General features: G+C 36.5%; 16 protein-coding genes and 1 other annotated feature. Of the genes, 5 read left to right on the forward strand and 11 right to left on the reverse strand.

The genetic code is table 11. The features are described 5' to 3' along the window. Positions 1–2: 2 nt before the first annotated feature. Positions 3–1,781: an aspartate--tRNA ligase gene (aspS, locus tag VXN63_RS02440; protein WP_327756370.1), complete on the reverse strand. Its 1,779-nt coding sequence runs from the start codon at positions 1,779–1,781 to the stop codon at positions 3–5. Positions 1,782–1,795: 14 nt separating this feature from the next. Continuing rightward, the gene (gene hisS / locus VXN63_RS02445) at positions 1,796–3,097 is read right to left on the reverse strand and encodes a histidine--tRNA ligase (RefSeq protein WP_327756371.1); all 1,302 of its coding nucleotides are present in this window, start codon (positions 3,095–3,097) and stop codon (positions 1,796–1,798) included. Positions 3,098–3,158: 61 nt separating this feature from the next. Then, positions 3,159–3,374: a binding site (T-box leader), on the reverse strand. Positions 3,375–3,548: 174 nt separating this feature from the next. On the opposite strand from hisS, the gene VXN63_RS02450 reads away from it, so the two are divergent. Then, the gene (locus VXN63_RS02450; protein ID WP_327756372.1) at positions 3,549–4,883 is read left to right on the forward strand and encodes an N-acetylmuramoyl-L-alanine amidase; all 1,335 of its coding nucleotides are present in this window, start codon (positions 3,549–3,551) and stop codon (positions 4,881–4,883) included. Between the two features lie 195 nt (positions 4,884–5,078). After that, positions 5,079–6,284: a cation:proton antiporter gene (locus VXN63_RS02455; protein WP_327756373.1), complete on the forward strand. Its 1,206-nt coding sequence runs from the start codon at positions 5,079–5,081 to the stop codon at positions 6,282–6,284. A 99-nt stretch (positions 6,285–6,383) separates the two neighbouring features. Here the strand turns inward: VXN63_RS02455 and dtd are convergent, their stop codons facing one another. From dtd to VXN63_RS02490, 7 genes are all read right to left on the reverse strand, one after another. After that, complete coding sequence (gene dtd, locus VXN63_RS02460; RefSeq protein ID WP_327756374.1) at positions 6,384–6,830, reverse strand: D-aminoacyl-tRNA deacylase; 447 nt, start codon at positions 6,828–6,830, stop codon at positions 6,384–6,386. A gap of 39 nt (positions 6,831–6,869) precedes the next feature. Continuing rightward, a complete protein-coding gene (locus VXN63_RS02465) occupies positions 6,870–9,080 on the reverse strand; it encodes a RelA/SpoT family protein (RefSeq protein WP_327756375.1) in 2,211 nt (736 codons plus the stop codon). Positions 9,081–9,252: 172 nt separating this feature from the next. Beyond that, complete coding sequence (deoC, locus tag VXN63_RS02470; protein WP_327756376.1) at positions 9,253–9,921, reverse strand: deoxyribose-phosphate aldolase; 669 nt, start codon at positions 9,919–9,921, stop codon at positions 9,253–9,255. Between the two features lie 44 nt (positions 9,922–9,965). Then, entirely contained in the window at positions 9,966–10,913 is a 948-nt protein-coding gene (gene prmA, locus VXN63_RS02475) for a 50S ribosomal protein L11 methyltransferase (protein ID WP_327756625.1), read from the reverse strand. After that, positions 10,894–11,445 (reverse strand): DUF3013 family protein, encoded by a 552-nt coding sequence (locus tag VXN63_RS02480; protein ID WP_327756377.1) that lies wholly within the window; start codon positions 11,443–11,445, stop codon positions 10,894–10,896. The genes prmA and VXN63_RS02480 overlap by 20 nt, the downstream gene beginning before the upstream one ends. Positions 11,446–11,473: 28 nt before the next feature. After that, entirely contained in the window at positions 11,474–12,100 is a 627-nt protein-coding gene (locus tag VXN63_RS02485) for a DNA-3-methyladenine glycosylase (protein WP_327756378.1), read from the reverse strand. Between the two features lie 73 nt (positions 12,101–12,173). Continuing rightward, a complete protein-coding gene (locus tag VXN63_RS02490) occupies positions 12,174–13,451 on the reverse strand; it encodes an HlyC/CorC family transporter (protein ID WP_327756379.1) in 1,278 nt (425 codons plus the stop codon). Positions 13,452–13,692: 241 nt separating this feature from the next. Between VXN63_RS02490 and VXN63_RS02495 the strand changes: the two genes are divergently transcribed. After that, positions 13,693–14,121, forward strand: coding sequence for a GNAT family N-acetyltransferase (locus tag VXN63_RS02495; protein ID WP_327756380.1), 429 nt, complete (start codon positions 13,693–13,695; stop codon positions 14,119–14,121). Between the two features lie 81 nt (positions 14,122–14,202). Here VXN63_RS02495 and VXN63_RS02500 read toward each other — a convergent pair whose 3' ends face one another. Next, the gene (locus VXN63_RS02500) at positions 14,203–14,772 is read right to left on the reverse strand and encodes a CYTH domain-containing protein (protein ID WP_327756381.1); all 570 of its coding nucleotides are present in this window, start codon (positions 14,770–14,772) and stop codon (positions 14,203–14,205) included. Between the two features lie 412 nt (positions 14,773–15,184). Between VXN63_RS02500 and VXN63_RS02505 the strand changes: the two genes are divergently transcribed. Both VXN63_RS02505 and VXN63_RS02510 read left to right on the forward strand, forming a co-directional pair. Beyond that, positions 15,185–15,610: a hypothetical protein gene (locus VXN63_RS02505; RefSeq protein WP_327756382.1), complete on the forward strand. Its 426-nt coding sequence runs from the start codon at positions 15,185–15,187 to the stop codon at positions 15,608–15,610. Between the two features lie 233 nt (positions 15,611–15,843). After that, complete coding sequence (locus VXN63_RS02510) at positions 15,844–17,175, forward strand: ISL3 family transposase (RefSeq protein ID WP_327756383.1); 1,332 nt, start codon at positions 15,844–15,846, stop codon at positions 17,173–17,175. A 204-nt stretch (positions 17,176–17,379) separates the two neighbouring features. Here the strand turns inward: VXN63_RS02510 and lepA are convergent, their stop codons facing one another. Next, positions 17,380–19,203: a translation elongation factor 4 gene (gene lepA / locus VXN63_RS02515; protein ID WP_327756384.1), complete on the reverse strand. Its 1,824-nt coding sequence runs from the start codon at positions 19,201–19,203 to the stop codon at positions 17,380–17,382. Between the last annotated feature and the right edge of the window lie 49 nt (positions 19,204–19,252).

The raw sequence follows: 19,252 nt of genomic DNA on the forward strand, positions 1-19,252 counted from the left end.
TTTTATGACTCTCCTTCTTTTTTCGTTACTTCTAGCGATAATTCTTTAAGCTGGCTATCAGATACGAATGAAGGTGCACTTGTCAGTGGATCAATCGATTTTCCATTTTTAGGAAAGGCAATAACTTCTCTGATATTCTTTTCTTTAGCAAGGATCATCACTAATCTATCTAATCCAAAGGCGATTCCTCCGTGAGGTGGGAATCCGTATTCCAAAGCATCTAATAAGAATCCGAATTGGTTAGCCGCTTCTTCTTTTGAGAATCCTAATGCACTAAGCATTTTTTCCTGTAACTCTCTTTGGTGTATACGAATAGAGCCTCCACCAATCTCATATCCGTTTAATACGATATCGTAGGCATTCGCATAAACACTTTGAGGATCAGTTTCTAGTTTTTCAATATCTTTTTCAAGTGGCATCGTGAATGGATGATGCGCAGCACTATATCTACCCGCTTCTTCATCGTATTCAAGAAGTGGCCATTGATCTACCCATAAAAATGCCAACTCATCTTCATCGATCAAGTCTAGTTCTTTACCAAGATGCGTTCTAATCGCTCCAAGCGCGTCAAACACGACTTTAGGCTTATCCGCTACAAATAATAGCAGGTCCCCTTCTTCCGCCTGCATTCTTTCTTGTAATTCAGCGGTAATGGGTTTATCGTTAAAGAATTTAGCAATCGGGCCACTAAAGCCTTCAGCAGTAACTTTCATCCAAGCTAATCCTTTAGCACCGTATATAGAAGCAACTTCTCCTAGTGCATCAATATTTTTACGCGAGAATTGATCTGCGGCACCTTTGACGGTCAATCCTTTAACAATTCCACCGTTTTCTAAAGTACTAGAGAACACTTTGAAATCTGAATCTGCAACTACATCTCCCAATTCAACAAGTTCCATAGCAAATCTTGTGTCTGGCTTATCGCTACCAAAACGGTTCATTGCTTCATCATATGAAATACGCGCAAATGGTCTAGTGATTTCTGTACCTTTAGTTTTTCTAACTACTTCAACGAGCAACTGTTCCATCAATTCTTGAATTTCTTCTTCATCGACAAAACTTGTTTCAATATCGACTTGAGTGAATTCTGGCTGACGATCCCCTCTTAAATCTTCATCTCTAAAACAACGAACGATTTGGTAATAACGGTCTAGTCCAGCGCCCATCAATAGTTGCTTAAATAATTGAGGTGACTGGGGAAGTGCGAAGAATTTTCCTTCGTGCACTCTTGAAGGAACAAGATAGTCTCTAGCACCTTCAGGCGTTGATTTTGTCAGATAAGGTGTCTCAATATCTAAAAATCCTTGTTCATCTAAAAAGTCACTGAAAACTTTTTTAACCTTGTGACGGATGATCATGTTTTCTTTCATTTTGTTTCTTCTAAGGTCTAAATATCTGTATTTCAGTCTAAGGTCATCTGACACATCATTTGTATCTTGCAAGTCAAAAGGCGGTGTTTTAGCTTTATTCAAAATAGATAATCCAGTTGCTTCAAGTTCGATTTCTCCAGTAGGCAAAGAAGTATTAATCGTTCCTTCTTGTCTCTTAACCACTGTCCCCGTTACTTCAACCACGAATTCAGAGCGCAAAGATTCTGCAATCGTAAAAGCTTCTTTTGATTTGTCTGAGTTGAATACGACTTGTACAATGCCTTCTCTATCTCTTAAATCAACAAAGATCATTCCACCTAAGTCTCTTCTTTTTTGAACCCATCCAGAAAGAGTGATTTTTTCTCCAACTTGCTCTTGTCTTACTTCTCCACAATACATTGTTCTTTTCATATGCTTCACCATTCCTATTTTTTTAATCTAGATTCTATTTCAGCAATAAGATCTTCATGATTTTCATTATACAGCTCGCTCAAGGCTAGCTTGATTTGCTCTCCTGTAGAAAGCTTTTTGATGTTAACCGTTCCTTCAGCAAGTTCGGTTTCACCCAAAGTAAATACATACTGAGCATTTAGCTTGTCAGCTGTTTTGAATTGTTTTGCTGGCTTACGATTCAAGAATTCACGTTCAACGTTCATTCCGTTCTTTCTTAAAACGTGTGCTAGTTTCGTCGCTTCTTTATTTGTAGATTCTCCAATGGTAACGATAAATGCATCTAAAGCATCAATTACAGGAAACTCAAATTGCGCGTTCTCCAGCAGCATAACCAGGCGTTCCAGGCCAACACCAAAGCCAAAACCTGCCGTTTCAGGTCCTCCGACTTCTTCTACAAGATTATCATAACGACCACCTGCACAAACTGTTGTGTTTGATCCGAAGTTAGGATCTTCTGTCATGATTTCAAAAATCGTATCATTATAATAATCTAGACCTCTTACCATATTAGAATCTATGACATATTTGATATCAAGTGCTTCCAAAGAGGCTTTGACCGTTTCGAAGTGTTTTGACGACTGATCATTTAAATAATCTAATATTGATGGTGCTGACTGAACGATTTTTTTATCATTTTTATCCTTACTATCTAATACTCTTAAAGGATTTTTGTATAATCGCTCTTTTGAATCTTTACTAAGTTCTTCTTTAAAAGGTTCTAAATAGTCAATCAATGCCTGACGGTAAACTTTTCTTGTTTCAACGTCTCCTAATGAATTGATGACTAGTTTAAGATTTTTGATCTGGAAAGATTTAAATAGATCCATTGCCAGCACCATTGTTTCAACGTCTGTCTCAGGATTTTGACTACCGAATACTTCAACACCTAACTGGTGAAATTGTCTCATACGTCCTTTTTGAGGGCGCTCATAGCGAAACATTGGGGCAATATAATAAAATTTAGTCGGTTTCTGATGTTCAGGTCCGTATAATTTATTTTCAACATAAGAACGAACGACACCTGCTGTACCTTCTGGACGCAACGCTACGTGTCTTTCTCCTTTATCGTAAAAGTCATACATTTCTTTAGATACAATATCACTTGTTTCTCCAACACCACGTGCAAACAATTCAAACTGCTCAAAAATTGGTGTACGTATTTCTTTGAATTGATAGCGTGATAATAGCTCTCTGGATTTTGACTCTACAAATTGCCATTTATTCGTGTCTTCAGGTAAGAAATCTGGTGTGCCTTTAAGTTTTTGATAGCCCATTTTAATCCTCCATTGTTAAAAAAATCTATAAAAAAAGTCCTACTTTTACACAATTGTATAAAAGTAGGACGTGTATATTAGTATACTCACGTGGTACCACCTAGTTTCAGAAAGTAAACATACTTTCTCTCAACAGTTAACGCCTTTTAAACGTGACAGCTTTTCACTGTCATACCTCCAGAGTGTCTTTCAAATAAAAGTTAGGGGTCTCTTTCAGCCAAGGAGAACCTTTCTTTATCGGTAACTTTTAATTTACTGTCTCTTTCAACGGTCTATTTATAATCTATTATGTTTGTATATTGATTATAAGCTTACAAGAAAGCCAATCTAATGTCAATATAGGTTTTTTATTTTCACTGTGACTGATTCATATTGCATATCAAAGAATTTAATTGCTATAATAGAAAGGAATAAATGCGTTTATTTTGTATTTTCTGAAAGGATGACTGGAATGGATCAGAACGAACCTTCCCTACATAAATTCTTACCTAAAAAAAATCTTTTTATAGCCATTATTTTACTCTTACTCAGTATTACGGTAGCTTCAACAATCGTATTAGCGAATGAAAACAGTGTAACGGTCAAAGCAAGCACATTAAACGTTCGAATCGGGCCTGGTCTTTCTTATGATGTAGTAACTCAAGTTAATGAAAATCAGAGATTAAATGTGCTTGACGAAGAAAACCAGTGGTACAAAGTTAGACTATCAAACGATGAAATCGGTTGGGTCGCTGGATGGCTCGTGGAGAATGACGAGATCACTTCTGAAACTCAGCGGTATGGCAGAGTTACCGGTAAGGAAATTAATATCAGACAATATGCTACAACAGATTCTCAAATCCTTGGTACTGTTTTTGAAAATACTGAGCTGTCTATACTTTTCGAAGAAGGTGACTGGTATCAAGTATTGTATTTAGGGAAAGTCGCTTGGATTCACAAAGATTATGTAGAAATCATTGATACACTATCAGCTGAACCTACGGAAGAAACTTCTTCAACACAAGAAGTCATCGTTGGTGACGTCCAAACAAATATCCGAGCAGCTGCTTCCACGGATGCGGAAATTTTAACAACGGCTGAGCCTAATGCTCGTTTAATTTATTTAGACGAAGAACAAGACTGGTACAAAGTTCAGTTAAATGATGGTAGAACAGGTTTTGTCGCTAACTGGGTTACAAGTTTATCCAATGTTGAGACTGTGAACGTCCAAGAAGTGGAAAGACAAACTAACCGAGCGGTCACAAATTTATCAGAAGCTACCATTATGATTGATCCCGGTCACGGTGGAAAAGATCCAGGAGCTATCTCTGCAACTGGCTTATACGAAAAAGACATTGCTTTGAGTACCGCTAAAATACTTCAACGTCGTCTTCAAGATGCTGGAGCAAATGTTTTACTGACTAGAAATGATGATACTTTCATATCACTGAATGATCGAGTTTACCTTACTCACAAAGCTTCAGCGGATGCTTACATTAGTATTCATTTCGATGCAATGGAAATAGCTAATTCGATGAGTGGTACAACAACTTACTATTACTCCGACAACGAGAAAGATCTGGCAGATACCGTTAACGCCTATCTAGCACAGAATGGTCCACTATCTAATAACGGTGTTCGTTTAGGAGATTATTATGTTTTAAGAAACAATGCACAACCATCCATCTTACTTGAACTGGGATACTTGAATCATGATGTCGATGTCACACAAGTAAATACGCAGTCCTATCAATCCACTGTTGTAGAATCAATCTACCAGGGATTAAGAGATTACTTCTCAAATTAGCTTGAAATGAGCAATAAATATATTTTATAAAAGACGGTCAGAAGAATGCTTCACTCTTTCTTTTGACCGTCTTTTGTTTATCTTTTTATACGAAGTTCGTGACTTAGATATAAGAGATATTTTTTAGGTTAAAATGAAAATTATGTTACAGTAATAAAAAATACATCATTCAGTAAATAGAAAGAAGGCATTTTTATGCAACTAGTGATTCATCAATTAATCATTTTATTATTTGTCAGTATGATCGTCTTTACAATAGACGTTAAACAGTATTATTTCCCAGTACCAGTTGTGCTCGTTTTTATCGGTATTGGACTTTCCTTTTTGCCCTTATTCTCAGGATTTGAGACTTCTAAAGATATTCTCTACGAACTGTTTATCCCAGGTCTACTCTTTGTGTCAGCCTATCAGTATTCTGCCGAGGCTTTTAAGAAAAATGCTCTCCTAATTATTTCCTTAAGTACTTTAGGAATGATTGCGACAGTTCTATTACTTGGTGCTGGCATCTACTATTCAACTTCTTTCTTTTATCCATTCAGTTGGAGTATCTCTTTTTTACTCGCGGCTATACTTGCTCCTACTGATCCGATTTCTGTTGTATCTATTCTTAAGCACAGCTCAGGTTCAGACGAAATCGCTGATGTCGTCGAGGGTGAATCTATGTTAAATGATGGAACGAGCGTTGTTTTATTCACTGTCTTTTTAACCCTTGTAGAATCAGGTGGTAGATTTTCAGCCCTTCATTTCGTAGAAGATTTCGCCTTTGTAGCCATCGGTGGAGTCGTCGTTGGATTGGTATTTGGCTGGATATTAAGTCAGGCTGTGCATATTACTTCCCATCAACCTTATCAAGTCATGCTGAGTGTATTGATTGCATACGGTAGTTTCTTGCTCGCTGAAGAACTTGGTTTTTCCGGGGTGCTCGCAACGGTGGTCTCAGGAATCATGCTATCCAATACCTTTTCAAAAAAAGAAAAAGAGAGACCCTTTAGAATTGCTTTAGGAGGCTTTTGGAATGTAATCGATCCATTGTTATCCTCTATCCTATTTCTCTTTATTGGAATACAATCAGCCGCTTACTTGAATTTTGATTACTGGTATTTAGCCTTGATCATTTTCGTCCTTTCCGTTCTGGCCCGCTTTGCAGTCTTAGCTTTAACTTTATACTCTGTACCTAAATGGAGAAAAAAATTCAGTAATATCCTCTCCGTTTTGATCATGCTCTCATGGTCAGGAATCAAAGGATCTATGTCTGTGATTCTTCTTCTGTGGACGCTCGATAGCTCAGCTGGTGAAATACCAATCTTGATCTCCTTAGCATTCGCTTCTATCCTGATCTCATTTGTATTACAAAGTGCTGGTATTTATCCATTAACTAAGTTCCTTAATAAAAACAGATGAAATAACTTATGATACATGAATCCAAAAAGCCCCGGCTAAAAGAGTTGTATATACTCTTTTAGCCGGGGTTTTTCATGCTGAAGTTTTTATCAGATCGTTTTATCTATTTTGAGAATCAATTGTAATGGTTACCGGTCCGTCATTGACCAAGGAAACTTTCATATCCGCTCCGAAACGACCCGTTTCAACTCTAACTCCCTGATTTCTAAGAGACTGGTTGAATTGTTCATATAACGGAATCGCTTTATCAGGTTTAGCTGAGCGGGTAAAACTTGGACGATTCCCTTTTTTCGTATCGGCATATAAGGTGAACTGAGAAACTGATAAGATTGACCCTTCTACTTGTTGCAGAGAAAGATTCATCTTTCCACTTTCATCTTCAAATATACGCATATTGCTCGCTTTTTGAACGAGGTAATCTACATCTTCTTCTGAGTCGTTTTCACCGACACCCACAAGAATCATTAACCCTTTATCAATCGAACCTACTATTTCATTATCGATCTTTACTTGAGCTTCTAAAACTCTTTGTACTACTAAACGCAATGCTTTCCCTCCAAATTAACCATTAAATAAAGTTGAAAATCAGGATGTGATTCTCTTAACAGAATAGACATCGGGAATGGATTTCACTTTATCAACAATTTTTTCAAGTTCTGCCAAGTTTTGTATACCAATCGTCACACGAATAATTGCCATTTTATTGTTATCAATTCTTCCATTTACATTGTTCAGACTTCCAGTTTGAGAATTGATGACTTGTAGCACTTCATTCAGTAATCCAGAACGATCATAGCCTTGTACTTGTAATTCTGCATTATAGGACTTTTCAGTACCTGAAGATTCCCACTCAACATCAATTAAACGTTGATTAGCATCTTCTGAAGCATGGACATTTGGACAATCTACTCGGTGAATAGAAACACCGCGTCCTCTTGTGATATAACCGACTATATCATCACCAGGAACTGGGTTACAACATTTACTTAAACGAACAAGCAAATTGTCAGCACCCTGAATCATTACTCCGCCTTCATGCCTGATTTTCATTTTTTCCGGTTCTTTTTTTTGTTTCATTTCTATTGGATTGTTTTCATCCAATTGGAGTGCTTTTTCTTCACGTTCTTTTCTTAACTTATCTGTTAAACGATTCGCGACGGTAACCACTTTTAATTCTCCAAAACCGATAGACGCAAAAAAATCATCGTTGTGCTGATAATTAAATCTCTCCGCAACTTTTTTGATAGCGTCTTTTTTCATCACTTCTTTTGGACTGAATCCCATGTCAAGAATCTGTTTTTCAAGAATATCTTTACCACGTTCAACATTCTGTTCTTTTTCCTGCGTTTTGAAAAAGCGTTTGATTTTATTTTTGGCTTTAGAAGTATTGACGTAATTCAACCAGTCTCTACTTGGACCGAATGAATTTGGTGATGTCAGCATTTCTACAATATCCCCATTTTTCAATTTATAATTTAAGGGAACGATTTTACCGTTTACTTTAGCACCCATGGACTTGCTTCCAACTTCTGTATGCACATGGAAAGCAAAATCCAGTGTACTGGAGCCTGATGGTAGTTCCATAACGTCACCTTTAGGACTGAATACATACACTTTGTCTTTAAAGATGTCTTGTTTAATCGAGTCCATGAAATCACTCGCATCATTTGATTCACTTTGAAGCTCTAAAATATCTCTGAACCAAGAAATATGCTGAGACATGTCATCATTATCGACTTTTTCTGTAACGCCTTCTTTATAAGCCCAGTGAGCTGCCACACCATACTCAGCAATCTCGTGCATTTTAACTGTTCTAATCTGAACTTCTAAAGGCGTTGCATTCGGACCCAATACAGTCGTGTGTAAAGACTGGTACATATTTGCTTTTGGCATTGCAATGTAATCTTTGAAACGACCCGGCATGGGTTTCCATCTAGTGTGAATCGCACCCAGAACACCATAACAGTCCTTAATAGAATCAACAATAACTCTGATTGCTAAAAGGTCATAGATTTCATTAAATTGTTTTTTCTGATGTTTCATTTTTTTATAGATAGAGTAGATATGCTTTGGACGTCCAGTGATATTCGCTTTAATGCCTAATTCTTCAACGGATTCAACAATTGCACTTTTCGAGTCATCAATATAACGTTCTCTATCTTCTCTTCTTGAATTCATTAAATGAACGATGCGGTAATATTGTTGAGGATTCATATATCTTAACGAGGTATCTTCCAGTTCCCATTTGATACGGCTGATACCCAAGCGATCTGCTAATGGTGCATAGATTTCAAGTGTTTCTTTAGCAATGTCTCTTTGTTTTTCGGGACGGTGATGTTTAAGTGTACGCATATTATGAACGCGGTCCGCCAGTTTTACTAAGATAACTCTAACATCCTGAGCCATAGCTAGCAGCATTTTTCGATGATTTTCAGCTTGATGTTCTTGTTTGGATTTAAATTTGATTTTACCTAACTTTGTTACACCATCTACTAAATCTGCTACTTCGGGTGTAAAGATATTGGAAATATCGGCATAGGTATATTCTGTATCTTCGATTACATCATGAAGAAAACCAGTAGCAACGGTTACGGGATCCATTTTCAGATCTGCAAGAATTCCAGCTACTTGGACAGGATGCATGATGTAAGCTTCTCCTGACTTGCGAATCTGACCTCTATGCGCCTCTTCGGCCAGGTCATATGCCTGTTTAACAAAAGTTACGTGTTTGCTGTTCATATACGTTAAACAAAGCGCGATGACTTCTTGAGGAGTATAGTCTTTTTTTTGTGACATAAATCCTACCTTCTTTTCTCATGATTTCATTTTTTAGTGGTCTATAAATAATTTAGTGTTGAACTTAACTGTATTGATAATAAAACCAGCACTTTTTACAGTGCTGGTTCTAAGGTATATTATATCGTTTTTAAGCCGTACTTTCAACCAGCCAAGAGTACACCACTATAAATTAGTAAGTTTCAGAACCTTCTACACCTTCGACTAAGGCGATTCCATTTGAAGTTCCAATTCTAGTCGCTCCAGCTTCGATCATTGCTTTAGCGTCTTCTAAAGTACGAACGCCTCCAGAAGCTTTAACGCCCATTTCAGGACCAACAGATAAACGCATCAATTTAATATCTTCAACTGTCGCGCCTCCTGTTGAAAAACCAGTTGACGTTTTAACGAAATCAGCGCCTGCTCGCTTAGCAATTTCACAAGCTCTTATTTTTTCGTTACGTTCAAGCAAAGATGTTTCAATGATCACTTTAACGATGGCTTTTTTATTAGCTGCCTTAACAACTGCTTTAATGTCATCATGAACGTACCCAAAATCTTCGCTTTTCATTGCACCAATATTGATAACCATATCGACTTCAGTGGCTCCATCAGCAATGGCTTGTTTCGTTTCAGCTACTTTAATTTCTGTAGTATTTGCCCCTAAAGGAAATCCGATAACGGTACAAGTTTGTACATCTGTACCTTTAAGTAAGTCAGAAACATAAGATACCCATGTCGGATTGACACATACTGCTTTGAAATCATATTTCTTTGCATCTAAACAGGCTTGTTGAATAATAAGGTCTGTTGCTTCTGGTTTAAGCACGGTGTGATCGATATAACTTTTTAAGTTTTCCATTGATAAATTCCTGCTTTCTAAGTGAGTGTTTTAAAATATTATTGTTAATCTTCTTCAGGTTTGATGGCTAAAATGGCGATCCAATCACCCATCTGGTTAATTTGCTGGATTTCAAATCCGTTTGCAACTAAGCTTTCTAGCACTTGTTCTCTTTTATCTAAAATAATTCCTGAAGACAAGAATTGCCCACCGGGTCTAAGATTCTTGAAAGCATCCGGAATCAATTTCAAAATAATTTCTGCAAGGATGTTAGCAACGATAATATCTGCTTGTACATCGATTCCTTTTAACAAGTCATTAGGTTTGATCGCAATATCTGCGTCTAACTGATTTAGTTTGACATTATCTAAAGCAGATTTAACGGCTACGTCATCCAAATCATAGGCTTGTATAGAAGCTACTCCAAGCAGTGCACTAGCAATCGTCAAGACTCCTGATCCAGTTCCAACGTCAAGTATCTGTTCTCCACCGCGTATGATGGATTCTAGAGACTGTAAACATAGTTGTGTTGTTGGGTGCGTTCCGGTCCCAAAAGCCAGTCCTGGATCTAATGTGATAATTTTTTCGTCTTCGTGTTTTTTCGTATACTCTTCCCACTGAGGGACAATTGTCATATACCTAGTAATTGAAACAGGATGATAATGCTTTTTCCAGGCATTAGCCCATTCTTCCTCTATAACATCCACAGTTTCTACTTGAAATTCCTCAATATCTAAATCGTAGTTTTTTAATTCTTCGATTCTTTTGATCAACAAATCTTTAGTTTCTTCAGAAGCATCTTTCCCGTAGAAATATCCTTTAATTAAAACACCATCTTTAGGAAAGTCATCTTCATTCAGTTCCCAAAGAGAGTCCGTACCGTATTCAGGATGAACTAGAAAGTCTTGCCGATCAGCAACTGATACACCAGCTGATCCTAGCTCAACTAAAATATTAGAGACCGCTTCAGAAGCCTCACTATTGATAAAAACTTTATATTCTTTCCACTCCACCATTCGCTTCATCCTTTTTAATTTGATCTATAAATGATTCTTCTTCGTCCAACTTCATCTGGATTTTTTCTTTATCATAACGATCAAGCGATTTGAGTGTTTGAACAGCGCCTTCAAGATCGCGGTCATTCCATACCAGTCTAAACTCTCCAGATGCGTTATCTAAAGCAAAATTCTCGAGTTCCGTTATTCCTGCTTCAGCCACGATATTCAACTGATTGATACAAGCGTCCACGTATCCTTTTTCAATTCCTACATGGCTATTCATAATAACTGCTTCTAGATAGTTTTGCGGCTTAACGTGTGCATACGCTGGATCATAAAAGCAAATAACATCTTCAAATTGAATCAATCCTGGCATATTGGAACGACCCGTTACATCTTGAACCTGTAAAGTTTCATCAACCTTAACGTTGAAGGTAATATAAACTTCGATCAATCTTTTCTTTGTATTTTTAACAACTTTCCATTGAAACACCGGATAGATTGATTTTAGTTCATCGTCTATATATGTTGCGAGATCTGATTTCAATTTGTACCCTCCTATAGTGTGCGTCAATTTATTTTAACACAGTCTTCCATCCATTATCTACGGAAACCTTTCCGCGCTTTCTTGAAACGTAAGGATTACCAACGACTGTGTACCTTAAAGGCTCTTCTGTCCATATTCCTTTATTTGGAATCCCGATTCTGGGAGAAGCTTCAATGACTTGAGGAATCTTCTTCAATGAGTCATTTATATAAAGCGGTTTTTCCTCTATATTCGTTCCATTGTCTGACATATTGATCCCCATAGCTTTTGTCATCTTCCCAGGCCCATTTGTCAATTCAACCCCTTGCTTCTGGCGGTTCATCAGCATCAGGTCTTCACCTTCAAATGGTTCAATTGCACGTATCAATACAGCATGAGGAATTCCTTCAGGTTGAGTCACAATATTAAGCATATGATGGGTGTGCATACTATAAATATAAACGGTACCCGCTGTTTCATACATTGCAGCGACTCTAGGGGTTTTTCTCCCATTAAACGTATGTGCAGCTTCATCTTCTACACCTAAATAAGCTTCTGTCTCTACAATCCACCCTGACACTTTTCCTGCTTCGGTTTCTTTAACGACCAAGCATCCAAGTAAATTTTTCGCGATTTCTTCTGTACTTTTATGTTGATCAATTTCATTTAGCTTCAAACTTTCAACCCTCACCTTACTCATTTTATAGATAAAGAAAAAGCACGCTGATAATCAACATGCTTTCACTAGTTTACTCAGAATCAGGATCCATACTCTTGTAGTCCACCTGAATTTCAAGCACTCTTCTATTTTTCACTTCAAGAACGGTTACTTCCATATTTTTATAAGTGAACTGGTCACCTTCAGTTGGAACACGGTTTAATTCTTCGATAACAAATCCACTCACGGTATTGGAAATAAATTCATCAGAGTCATCTAACCTGAACAAATCAAACAATTTGTCTAGTTTGGCCGTTCCTTTAATTTTATATGATTCGCCTTCAACTATTTCAAAGATTTCTTGTTCAATGACATCTGATTCATCCCAGATTTCACCTACAAGTTCTTCAAGAACGTCTTCCATTGTCGCAATTCCTACTGTTCCGCCGTGTTCATCCGTTACAATCGCCATATGTGTTTTCTTTAACTGCATCGTTCTAAGCAGTCTAGATAAATTCATCACTGGCGGCACGAAAATCACTTCTTTGATAATCGTCAAGATAGAAGTTGCCTTACCCGTTCGCTCCTTAGCTTTAAGGTAGCGATTAAAATCTTTTTCGTGAAGGATGCCGACAACGTGATCAATCGTGTCATCGTACATAATCAATCTAGAAAAATTGTGCGTACTGAATAATTCTTCTATTTTGCGATCGTCTTCATTAACATCACACCCGACAACGTCCACTCTAGGCATTAAAATCGTCGAGACTTCAAGGTCATCAAACTCTATCGCTGATCTCACAAGCTGGTGTTCGTGATCTTCTATACTTCCACCTAATTCAGCCTGGTCAACCATTGAAAGCAACTCATCTTCACTGATCGTTTCTTGACCATCAAAGTCGAATAACTTATCTAATAACATTCTCCATTTTTCAAAAAACCAAATTGCTGGTCTGAATATAGTCATCAATACTTGGATAACCGGAGCAGCAAATTTGGCGATTGTTTCAGATTTTTCCTTCGCAATTGTTTTTGGCGTAATTTCTCCAAAGATTAACACAATAACTGTAATCACGATCGTCGCAATTGTAGCACCATACGTTGGAAACCATTTTACAAAAAGCAATGTAGCGATGGCTGATGTCGCAATGTTTACAATGTTATTTCCGATTAAAATCGTAGATAATACGGAATCAAATCTTTCAGCTAAGTGTAAGGTTCTTTTAGCTTGTTTGTTTCCACTCTCCGCTTCATTTCGCAACCGAATTCTGTTAGCTGAAGTAAAGGCTGTTTCTGATGAAGAAAAGAAAGCCGATAAAACGATTAATACTATTAAGAGCAATATACTCGATAAATCCCCACTGTCCATTAAGCTGGACTTCCCCCTTTATAATCTATATAATATATTGTATCATAAACGCTATATATTTTTTAAAATATTCTGTTATTTTTAGAAATTATTTAACTTTAAACCCTTTACATATCATTAAAAACAATTGAATTTTTAATCGACTATAGTCCTTTTACTAACAAGTACTTCACATAGTATATCACTATAGCTACTAGATTTGAAATCCCCTATTATATCAAAAATTTAAGGACTGATTACAATGATTAGAGAAGCCCGTTTAACCGATATCGAAAGTATTTGCACTTTAATGGGACATTTAGGCTACACATCGACTTATGAACAAATGACAGAGCGGTTTGACAAAATCAACGGACATCCAGATTATAGGACTTACCTTGCTGAACAAGATGGTCTCGTGGCTGGTATGGTTGGGCTCATTATAAGTCATCCATATGAAAGCGACAAAGACTATATCAGAGTTGTAGCTCTAGTGGTCGACCCAAATTACCGAAAGCAAGGTATCGCCAAAAATTTGCTTTTCAAAGTAGAAGAATTGGCTCGCCAATTAAGTATAGACAAAATCACTTTGAATAGTGGGAAAAGAAGTGAAAGACAGCAAGCTCACGAATTTTATGTGCACAATCGATTTGAAGTCAAGTCTTTGGGGTTCGTTAAACATATTCGTTGAGTTTTACTGTGAGTGTATTATTTTAAAATCAATCAAAATTCCGAAGAATGCACATACATGACATCATAATCATGTACGTATTTAATTTTCAAAATTAAATACGTAGTCTAACTTTTTAATAAAGAGATTGTTTGTATTGATTGGTAATCCATATCTTTTTAGTGCCTCTGTCAATTCAGCAAGATCTTCAAATTGATTTACACCGTCATTTGATTGGAACTCAATTTCGATAAAGAGATATTTGCTGTTTACATTCTGTACTATTAAGCTTAGCGTATTATTTGAATAGACAGAACACTCATTGCGCAAATGGACCCATTGCTTGAAATCAAGTGCTTCAAGTAAATTCTTTGCATCTTGATATGAAGCCACATCACAACTTACTTCAGATTGAGATAAAATTTTCTCAGCATCCATTACTTTATTTTTTACAATTAATTTTGAACTAACTCGATTGACGCATCTTAAAATGAGTGTTTTAGATAACAACTCCATGCGGCTCATTTTCGAAAAATCCATATTTTCCTTTTGATAATAATAATCTTCTAATTCAAAAGATTCCATTTTTTTAAATCCTTTTTGAATTAGAACATTATGTAGGTCCTTATAATTTACTGTGACTAGGACTGTCACTTCGTCAGTATTTTTCATTTTAGCTCCTTTAAATTATGAAGTTTGAATTTTCGTATATTACTTTGGCTTGCAAGCTGATAAACCTTTTTAATTAATCAGATACAGGGTTTTGAGTATTATAGTATGTTAAAATTAAATAAATAAAAGTAATAAACAAGATTAAATCTTGCCCAAATAATGTAATTCTAGAAACAATTTCAAGGTGCTCACAGATTTGTGATACAACGGCTTTCATTAATGAGAATTCCTTTTTAAATACATATGAAATTTAACTCCTGAAAATAGTCTAGCACATAAATTAAGATAAAAGATGTTAAATTATAGTTTAAAAAAAATTACTTATATACTACTTGTAACGAGTTTATTTGACGTAGAGTAACTTATTGCTTAATTACTATAAATTGAAAATTCATAACTGAGGTGACAAAGTATGATTTACAAAAAATCAATGATTGCTTTATTATCATTGGTAGTTATATTGATTGGTGGCGTATTATTTATAAACAATCAAACTAGAAATAGAATTTTAGTTGAAAATGATTCAAACAAAATAGTACCAATAATTCATTTTTATTTGTCTCCAAGTATTTCTGATGATCCAGAACCAGAAAAAGATTTTAAATTTGGTTCAACTTCCGAGATTCAATCGGGAGAAACGGGTGAAACTATTAGTTCTCAAGAAATAGTAAGAGACTACAATATCCTTTTAGAGTATGAACTGAGAGATGGAACTTTAAAATCAGAAATGGTTAATGACTATATAGGGGCGCATTCAAAAGGATATTCAGATACGTTAATCATTACTGAAGTAACTGAAGATGGAGAAATGATATTTAAGAATCATTTTAACCCCTAAATGAATCATTCTTAGAAATTACTTTCACTTAACTGATACTATACATTTGACGAAGTAGATAATAGAAATAATAACTATTCTTTTATCTACTTCGCCTAGATTTTTCGGTTCTATAATAAATAACGTTGGTGAGAATTCACCGACGTTATTTTTCTTTGTTTAAATTAGAAAACAAGTGAGTTCTCCTGTAGAATAATAGTCGACCAAAACCAACATCCTTAGGAGGAACTCACTTGCCTACTTCAAATGATATGCAAAAAGTATTGGATATTCAAGATAAAAATATAATTTTTAACGATAACTGTGTTTCCTATGGCGTACACAAACAAATGAAATGTAAATTTATAGATTGTACACTGACTTATATTCCTACGGAATGTAAGAAATGTCAGATGCCAAACAAGAACTTCTCTATTTATAAAAATGGGACTCAGACCTCTAGAATTACCTTTCCGATGTCAGGCATTTACCCGACCTATCTTAGAGTAAAGAAACAGCGATTCAAGTGTAAGTCTTGTGAATCAACGTTTACTGCAGAAACCCCGATTGTAAAAAAGCAGTGCTTTATCTCTAATTTCATCAAAGCAGAAATACTGACAAAGTCAGCTGACGCCCGTTCTATTAAGAGCTTGTCTGAAGAGACGAATGTCTCTGCCACAACCATTCAAAGAATCATTAATGAACAGGCGGAGTATTATCGACCTTACTATCATTCAATGCCGGAGAACTTATCTGTGGATGAATTCAAGTATGGTGAGGGACAAATGGCTTTCGAGTATATTGACGTTGTAACTGGAACCATATTGGATATTTTACCAAGTAGAGATACACGAACAATCAAAGAGCACTTTTCTTCTCGATACAGTCAGAAACAAAGAAACCGGGTCAAGACAATCACGACAGACATGAATGCGAGTTACGTCAGCTTTCTTCCAGAGCTATTTCCAAACGCTGATATCATTATCGATCGATTTCATATCGTTCAGCTCGTGAATCGGTCAATGAATAAGACGCGCGTAAAAGTCATGAATCGACTTCGAACCTCTAACGGAGAAGATCAAAAGAAGTACAGACGATTAAAACGTTTCTGGAAGAAACTTCTAAAGAAAGAGACAGAATTATCTTATACTACTTATCAATACTTTCCTATGTTTGGACAACGTTTAGAAGCAGCGATTGTTTCAGAAATGTTGGCCTACGATCCAGAATTAAAAGCAACATATGGAGTCTATCAAGCTGTTCTCAAGTCCATTGAAGAGAATGATTCAAAGCAGTTAAAAGTCATTTTGGATCAACCAGTTTATCCTGAACTATCTGGATACATGAAAACCAGTTTAAGAACGTTGAGAACTCATTTCCCTTACATTCAAAACACCTTCTACTACCCTTACAATAATGGAAAGATAGAGGGGATCAATAATAAAATCAAAGTCTTAAACCGGGTAGCCTATGGCTACAGGAACTTTATTCACTATAAAAATCGCATTATCCTGCACTTCAACTTAAAACCAATCAGAAACAAACTCAAAATGACAGAAAAAGAAAGAGAACATATAGCAGCATAAGCTAACTATATGTTCTCTTCCAAGTACGATTATTTTCTAGCTTTATTCTTCACCAACGACATTTGACATAGAACCGATTTTTCAAGCATAACACATAGTAAGTAGATAACTAAAAAATCCTACCACACTCTACTGACGTAGAATAATGGTAGGATTTTATGCTATTCATGTTAATTTTGGATTTAAAAGTTGGTGTGAAAGTTCTTACTCTTCATCCAAGTTCAATACGGCCATGAACGCTTCCTGAGGAATCTCTACGTTACCGACATTCTTCATACGTTTTTTACCGGCTTTTTGTTTCTTGAGTAGTTTCTGACGTCTGGTAACATCTCCACCATATAGTTTAGCTGTAACGTCTTTACGGTAAGCTTTAACCGTTGTACGTGCTACAATATTCTGCCCAATGGCTGCTTGAATCGGTATTTCAAACTGCTGACGAGGAATGGTTTTTTTCAGTTGTTCTGCTACAGAACGTCCTCTTGCATAAGAAAAGTCTTTATGCACGATAAAGCTCAAGGCATCGACCGTTTCTCCGTGAATCATGATATCCATCTTAACGAGTTCACTTTGTCTGTATCCTGCTTCAGAGTAATCAAGAGATGCATATCCTTTGGTACTTGATTTTAATCGATCAAAGAAGTCATATACGATTTCTGATAACGGTATAAAGTAAGATACATTTACACGAATATCATCCAGATACTCCATCGTCAAGAATTCCCCACGTTTACGTTGAGCAATTTCCATTACTGCGCCTACGTAATCGTTAGGTACAGTGATGACCGCTTTAACATATGGTTCTTCTACAGATTCGATTTCTTGAGGTGTTGGCATGTCAGCTGGGTTAGAAACGGTTATTTTCTCTCCATCTGTTTTGTTGATGTGATAAATAACGGATGGTGCGGTTGTGATTAATTCAAGGTTGAACTCACGCTCTAATCTTTCTTGAATCACGTCCATGTGAAGCATTCCTAAGAACCCACAACGGAAACCAAAGCCTAAAGCCTGAGACGTTTCTGCTTCGTATTGAAGTGCAGCGTCATTTAACTGTAGTCTTTCCAGTGCTTCTCTTAAGTCTTCGTATCTAGCTGAATCTGTTGGATACATACCACAGAATACCATTGGATTCATGTGACGATAACCAGGTAATGCTTTTGTCGTTGGGTTATTTGCTAGAGTAACAGTATCCCCTACACGCGTATCACGAACCGTCTTGATGTTTGCCGTAACATAACCAACATCACCGACCATCAAATAATCTCTAGATAAGGGTTTAGGTGAGAAGATCCCAAGATCTGTTACTTCAAATTTCTTACCATTACTTAAAATCTGGATCATATCGCCTTTTTTCAACACGCCATCCATTACTCGAATATTTAAAACAACTCCACGGTATGGGTCGTATGCTGAGTCAAAGATCAGTGCTTGTAAAGGATTGTCGATATCTCCTTCAGGAGCCGGTATTCTTTCAACGATTTGTTCCAGGATATCTTCGATACCAATACCTGATTTAGCACTTGCTAATACTGCGTCACTGGCATCCAATCCGACCACGTCTTCAATCTCTGTTCTGACACGTTCTGGATCAGCTGCTGGCAAATCGATCTTGTTGATCACGGGTATAATTTCCAGTTCGTTTTCCAGAGCAAGGTAAACATTGGCTAGTGTTTGTGCTTCTACACCTTGAGCCGCATCGACTACTAGTATAGCACCTTCGCAGGCAGCAAGACTTCTAGATACTTCATACGTAAAATCGACATGTCCAGGCGTATCGATCAAATGCAGAATATACGTTTCACCGTCTTTTGCAGTATATTGAAGTTCAACGGTATTTAATTTAATCGTAATGCCGCGTTCTCTCTCTAAATCCATTGAATCTAGTAACTGCTCTTGCATTTCACGGTCTGCAACAGTATGCGTTAACTGTAAAATACGGTCAGCGAGCGTAGATTTACCATGGTCGATATGGGCAATGATTGAAAAGTTTCTAATTTGTTTCTGTCTCTTTCGAGCAAGATTTTTATCCATTATATAAAATTCCTCATTCCTTCGTCTTCACGAGCGTTCTCTTAATTAT

The organism is Marinilactibacillus sp. XAAS-LB27, from assembly GCF_036039175.1.
GTDB lineage: Bacteria > Bacillota > Bacilli > Lactobacillales > Carnobacteriaceae_A > Marinilactibacillus.

What these genes read in the sequence shown, in the direction of transcription:
- VXN63_RS02505 (WP_327756382.1), top strand. Translation starts at nt 15,185, where the DNA reads ATGATTTACAAAAAATCAATGATTGCTTTATTATCATTGGTAGTTATA.
- aspS (WP_327756370.1), bottom strand. Translation starts at nt 1,781, where the DNA reads ATGAAAAGAACAATGTATTGTGGAGAAGTAAGACAAGAGCAAGTTGGA.
- VXN63_RS02495 (WP_327756380.1), top strand. Translation starts at nt 13,693, where the DNA reads ATGATTAGAGAAGCCCGTTTAACCGATATCGAAAGTATTTGCACTTTA.
- deoC (WP_327756376.1), bottom strand. Translation starts at nt 9,921, where the DNA reads ATGGAAAACTTAAAAAGTTATATCGATCACACCGTGCTTAAACCAGAA.
- VXN63_RS02455 (WP_327756373.1), top strand. Translation starts at nt 5,079, where the DNA reads ATGCAACTAGTGATTCATCAATTAATCATTTTATTATTTGTCAGTATG.
- VXN63_RS02450 (WP_327756372.1), top strand. Translation starts at nt 3,549, where the DNA reads ATGGATCAGAACGAACCTTCCCTACATAAATTCTTACCTAAAAAAAAT.
- lepA (WP_327756384.1), bottom strand. Translation starts at nt 19,203, where the DNA reads ATGGATAAAAATCTTGCTCGAAAGAGACAGAAACAAATTAGAAACTTT.
- hisS (WP_327756371.1), bottom strand. Translation starts at nt 3,097, where the DNA reads ATGGGCTATCAAAAACTTAAAGGCACACCAGATTTCTTACCTGAAGAC.
- VXN63_RS02465 (WP_327756375.1), bottom strand. Translation starts at nt 9,080, where the DNA reads ATGTCACAAAAAAAAGACTATACTCCTCAAGAAGTCATCGCGCTTTGT.
- VXN63_RS02500 (WP_327756381.1), bottom strand. Translation starts at nt 14,772, where the DNA reads ATGAAAAATACTGACGAAGTGACAGTCCTAGTCACAGTAAATTATAAG.
- VXN63_RS02490 (WP_327756379.1), bottom strand. Translation starts at nt 13,451, where the DNA reads ATGGACAGTGGGGATTTATCGAGTATATTGCTCTTAATAGTATTAATC.